Genomic DNA, 5,632 nt, shown 5'->3' with positions numbered 1-5,632 from the left:
GGGGGTTCCACATTTGTGAAGAGGCTTGATGTGCGATATTTATCCCCTGTTTACTTGGCATTTAAGAAATGGATTTTTACAGCTTTTCTTTGTTATCGGAAACTATTTTTTTGAATTTCAAATAGCTAATGAAATTTTTTGGAAGGGTTTTAAATAATCTTGAAAAAAGAAAGTACGTACCAAAGCCTATCAACGTTGCCAATATGTATCTTTCTCTTTTGTGAATGTAAATCATAAAGGGATACATCGACACTATCATCAAAGCGGAAGCGAAAACAACGCGCAAGAAATACCATGTATCAAAAAACCATATTTTTAGCTTTTTTCTCAAGGAAATCAATATTGCAATGGTGAAGTAGAAGGAAACAAGTGATGTTGAAAGGGCCAATCCGGTTTGTTTCAGAGGATGAATGAAGAGAAAGTTCAAAAGGATGTTAAACCCTATTCCGGCGATTCCATAATACATCGGAGTTTTTGTATCTTTAAAAGCATAATAGATTCTAACCAACACACCATTGTAAGATGATGTAAAAAGCGATATTCCAGCCGCTATAAGAGGGGGATAAGTCAGAAGCGTTGATTGATAAGTGAAATTACCACGTTGAAATACGACGCCTATTATTCCTTTGGCAAGTGGAAAAAGCGCAAACGACACGGGAATCAGGAAAAAAGACAGCATTTTCATCGTTTTTTTTACGGTTGAAGTAAGAGATTTCATATCCTCATTGGCTGCGTACGAAGAAATAGAAGGATAACTCGCCTGCATGACAGGTGTTCCCAAAATTCCAGTTGCCGCTCCGCTTATTCTTCTGGCAAACATCAAAGCGCTTATGGCACCAATGTTTAATGTTGAAGCGAATCCCCTGTCCACTAGTGTGTTTAACATTCCAAATGCGCTTGAAAAAAACATGGGGGCGACCATTTTGAGAAGCTCTTTCATCTCTGGCATGTGCCTTTTAACTTTGAAAGGATTTAAATACTTTCTTTCAGCGAATCCCAACACGGCTACCATAAACAACGGTCCGCCTGTCCACGCAATGGCCAACGAAGCGGCGCCTAATTTGTGCGTAACAAATAAAAGACCTATTATCACAAAATCGAATCCTATACCAACCATAGGATAAGCCAGAAATTTCTTTTCACTTCTAAGGAGAGAATTCAAAAATGTAGTGGTAGCCGTTAAAAGAGTGGCAAAACTCATCCACCTGACGAATTTGGCGGTGAGCACAAGCCTTTTAACAGAAAAACCGGGAAAGAACAATTTTACAGTTTCTTTTGGAAAAACGAACATAACGGCTATTAAAGAAGAAATAGCTAAAATGGAAAGATAAAAGACCGTCGCCGAGAAACGTTCTGATTCGCCTTGCCCTTTGCTTTTTTGCACACGAATAAAGAGTGGAATGAAAACCGTTGCTACAGCCCCCATGACGACGCTGACTGTAAAACTCAGGGGAGTTTGTGAAGAAACAAATGCGTCCATTATTTTTCCAGTTCCAAAATAATACGCCACGATCATATCTCTCAAAAAGCCAAATCCTTTTGAGATTAACGTTAAAGAAGTTATTAGTATAACTGCCTGTGAAAGGCTTTGTTTCGAATGTATGAGTTTTCCTATTTTTCTTTTTATTTTCAAAATTACTCACCTTAAAGTGATATAATTTCAAGCGCCTATGTATTTTATCATGAATGATGGTGGTGTTTGCCGTGAACAAAAGCTTTTTTATTTTTTCTTTGATTTTTTTGGCAAGCTTTTCTTTCGTTTTTTCGATGAATTACATAATAGGATTAGGATATTCTCCAGGCAGAAGCTGGGTCTACAAAATTGGAGCCATGAACGGTTTTAACGATGAAATTACATTAAATGTCTTTACCGCTGCTGCCACATCACAAAGTAACATCTACAAAGTAGAGGCGTTGATCCCATTGCTTGGGAGAAATGATGAAAACAGAGGTTTTAGATTTGGTCCAATGATGGAAACAACTGTTTCTTCTTCCACTTCTTTTTCATTTGGAATTTACGGTCAATATTATCTTGGACCATGGAGATTGGGAGCTTATTTAACTAAGGAGTTGAAGAAAAACAGTTTTAAAGTTTTCTTTGACATTTGGTATTTCTTTTCCAGTAAAAATCACCATTTCATAGATTATTTCGTAGCGGATATTAAATCTAGCGATATGCCTTCAATTTCTTTGATGTTCATAGAGCCATTTTAATTACACCTATCAATGGAGGTGATAGGGAAGGGAAAATTCAAGCGCAAAAGTGAGGTTGTCCCTTGGTTATCGAAAGTACGCTAACAAAAAACAAAATCAGAAAAAGGAGGAATCAACATGGTAAACACAGGTGATACGGCTTTTTTGCTGGTGTCAGCGGCGTTAGTTTTACTTATGACTCCAGGTTTAGCTTTTTTCTATGCTGGGATGACGGGGAAAAAGAGTGTTATAAGTATAGCAATGCAAAGCTTCGTATCCATGGGAATAAGCGCAATAATGTGGGTGATAATAGGTTACTCCTTGGTTTTTAGTGGAAAGGGGCCTTTCATTGGAAATCTCAATCATGTTTTCCTTATCGGTATAAAACCGACAGACATATTCGGGAATACCGGGATACCAGTTTACGCCTTTATGGCGTTCCAGATGATGTTTTCAATAATAACTCCAGCTCTGGCAACGGGAGCATTTTTGAAAAGGGTTACTTTCAAATCTTACATTTGGTTCTTAATATTATGGCAAATACTAGTGTACTATCCAGTTGCCCATATGATCTGGGGCGGAGGTATATTCCAGCAATGGGGGGTTCTTGATTTTGCCGGAGGAATAGTTGTTCATGCTATAGCTGGTCTTGCAGCATTAGCTTCCATTATATATCTTGGAAGAAGGAGAACTGAATGTAACGATGCGCCACACAATCTTCCACTCGTTGCAATTGGAACTGCCATGCTTTGGTTTGGATGGTTTGGTTTCAACGCTGGAAGTGAGCTCGTTGCTAATGGCGTAACAACGCTTGCGTTTGTTAATACAGATATAGCGGCCGCAGTTGCGGGTTTCACGTGGCTTTTAATCGAATGGGGCGCGTCAAAAAAAGCCAAGAGTTTAGCTTTCATGACGGGCTCTGTTGCGGGATTAGCCACTGTAACGCCTGCTGCCGGATATGTATCCGTTCCAAGTGCCATGCTTATAGGATTAGTTGCCGCTCTTGTCTGTTATGGAATGGTTAAAGCCGTTAACAACAGCAAAGGACTTGACGACGCGTTGGACGTTTTTGGTGTTCATGGTGTTGGCGGAATACTCGGTATATTGATGCTTGGATTACTTGGTGAAGTTGCCGTTAACCCGTCTGGAGCAAATGGACTATTCTTTGGAAATCCGGCTTTCTTTGGAAAAGAAACCGTTGCCGTTGCCGTGCTCAGCGCCTATTCATTTGTTATAACACTCTTCATATTCTGGTTCATACATCTCTTTACCAGGGTTAAAGTGACAAAAGAAGAAGAGGAGAATCCAGACGAAATGTTACACGGTGAGCAAGCTTACCTTTGATAAAGATGAGTCGCTATGGATTGGCCAAGGGTATCCTTGGCCAATTTTAGAGAATTAGAAGTGAAAGAGGAATAAGGAGGACAATATGGAATTAAAAGAGAAAAAACTCAGCTCATCTTTGAAATTCAACGGAAGAATGATAAAACTCTACGTTGATGAAGTGGAATTGCCGAATTCACACACATCCACAAGAGAAGTCGTACGTCATCCTGGTGCATCAGCTATGCTGGTTGTTGATGAAAAAGGCTTTTTAATTTTGGAAAGGCAGTATCGCTATCCAGTTGATAAGATATTATGGGAAATTCCCGCTGGAAAATTAGATAAAAACGAATTTCCTATCGATTGTGCCAAAAGAGAATTAAAAGAAGAAACAGGATTAATCGCTAAAAAATGGGAAGAACTTGGTTACATATACACCACACCAGGATTTTCCGATGAAAAAATATATCTTTTCTTTGCAAGCGATCTGGAAAAAGGAGAACAAAGTTTGGACGAAGATGAATTCGTAGAAATAGAATACTTTTCTAAGGAAGAAGTCGAAAAAATGATAAACGAAAATGATATCGTTGATTCAAAAACCATTGCGGCTTTCCTTAGAGCTGAAAAGAAGGGATTGCTGAAGTGAACGCGGAGATAGTTTCCACTGGAACAGAATTGCTTTTGGGAAAGAATTGCAACGAGGATGCGAGAATTCTTTGTGAAGTTTTAGCAAAGTGTGGAATAGATATCTACAGGTATACCACGGTTGGTGATAACATAAAAAGAGTGGCCCAAGCGTATTCTGAAGCTCTGAGAAGGGCAGATGTAGTTCTTTCCACTGGAGGACTGGGAGGAACGGATGACGATGTTTCCAAGCAGGCTGCTTCTTTGGCAACTGGTATTCCACTTGAAAAAAATGAGAAAATAGAGGAATTTCTCAAAGAAAGTAATGTTCATTCGCAGAGAATTGTAGACTCATTTTCTCGTATACCAAAGGGTGCACTTTTGTTTGAAAATACCGTGGGTGTCGCACCTGGTATCGTGATCCCGATTGATAAGAAATATTTAATACTTCTGCCTGGCCCACCATCTGAATTGAAATCCATATTAAAAAATGGGCTTGAGGATTTCTTGAGAAATTTGGGAAGGGCTTGCATATTGAATGAAAATGTGAAAATATATGGCATGAGAGAATCTGAAGTGGAAGAAATCGTACACGATCTAACCCTATCTGAAAACCCAACCGTTGCCACTTTTTTGAAAAAAGGATGGATAGATATTTCAATAACCGCTAAAGCGCAAAACGAATTGTCCGCAAGAAGAATGATAGGCAAGATGAAGAACGAAATATTAAGAAGGTTTCCAATCGAACGAATTGGGAAAAAAGAAGAAACGCTTGAAGAGGCTTTTTACAAATTTCTTTTGAACAAACATCTCACAATTTCTGCAGCTGAATCGATAACTGCCGGCATGCTGGCAAGCAAAATTGTTAATGTGGCGGGTGCTTCGGCGATTTTCAAAGGGGGAATCGTGGCTTACTCTAATGAAGCGAAACAAAAAGTCCTTGGAATTTCCAGACGAATTTTGCAGGAATACGGCGCCGTATCCAAAGAGTGTGCAGAAGAAATGGCAAAGAATGTTAGTGGTATTTTCGGTACGAATATAGGCGTTTCAATAACTGGTATAGCTGGACCAACAGGTGGAACAAGAGAGAAGCCTGTGGGTACGGTTTGGTTTTCCGTGTATTACCAAAATGAATTGAAAACGTGGAAACACGTTTATAATGATGACAGAAATGAGATAAGGCAGATGGCCTCCAAAGATATTTTGGAGTTTATACTTAGAAATTTTTAATAAAATTTTTGATAAATCACTTGACATGAGTGGTATAAAAGTGTTAAGATATCACCGTCTGACAAAGGAAACCAAGATGAAGGTTGGTCCTTGTAGGATGGTTGACAAGGGAAGATTTTTGTGCTAAAATGCAATGCGTGAGGTCATTGAAAAGCAGGCAGCAGCGGTAAGGGGAAAGCGAAAGCTTCCGTTGAAGATATAGGATGGAGAGTTTGATCCTGGCTCAGGATGAACGCTGGCGGCGTGCCTAACACATGCAAGT

General features: G+C 39.3%; 5 protein-coding genes and 1 rRNA gene. 5 read left to right on the top strand and 1 reads right to left on the bottom strand.

The features are described 5' to 3' along the window. Nucleotides 1–76: 76 nt before the first annotated feature. The gene (gene murJ / locus ACXJIN_RS06445; RefSeq protein WP_456400592.1) at nt 77–1,633 is read right to left on the bottom strand and encodes a murein biosynthesis integral membrane protein MurJ; all 1,557 of its coding nucleotides are present in this window, start codon (nt 1,631–1,633) and stop codon (nt 77–79) included. Between the two features lie 71 nt (nt 1,634–1,704). On the opposite strand from murJ, the gene ACXJIN_RS06440 reads away from it, so the two are divergent. From ACXJIN_RS06440 to ACXJIN_RS06420, 5 genes are all read left to right on the top strand, one after another. Then, nucleotides 1,705–2,214 carry a hypothetical protein gene (locus ACXJIN_RS06440; protein ID WP_456400590.1) on the top strand — a complete coding sequence of 170 codons (510 nt, stop codon included), beginning with the start codon at nt 1,705–1,707 and terminating at the stop codon, nt 2,212–2,214. A 117-nt stretch (nt 2,215–2,331) separates the two neighbouring features. Next, nucleotides 2,332–3,537, top strand: a complete 1,206-nt coding sequence (locus ACXJIN_RS06435; RefSeq protein ID WP_456400588.1) for an ammonium transporter — start codon at nt 2,332–2,334, stop codon at nt 3,535–3,537. A gap of 85 nt (nt 3,538–3,622) precedes the next feature. Next, the gene (locus tag ACXJIN_RS06430; protein ID WP_456400586.1) at nt 3,623–4,162 is read left to right on the top strand and encodes an NUDIX domain-containing protein; all 540 of its coding nucleotides are present in this window, start codon (nt 3,623–3,625) and stop codon (nt 4,160–4,162) included. Further along, complete coding sequence (locus ACXJIN_RS06425; protein WP_456400584.1) at nt 4,159–5,370, top strand: competence/damage-inducible protein A; 1,212 nt, start codon at nt 4,159–4,161, stop codon at nt 5,368–5,370. Before ACXJIN_RS06430 ends, ACXJIN_RS06425 begins: the two co-directional genes overlap by 4 nt. 200 nt (nt 5,371–5,570) lie before the next feature. Further along, nucleotides 5,571–5,632: ribosomal RNA gene (locus ACXJIN_RS06420) — 16S ribosomal RNA — on the top strand; the annotation flags it as partial.

Source organism: Mesoaciditoga sp., from assembly GCF_054006115.1.
The sequence above is the reverse complement of the archived record's forward strand: the minus strand, read 5'-3'. Positions and strand labels throughout refer to the sequence as shown.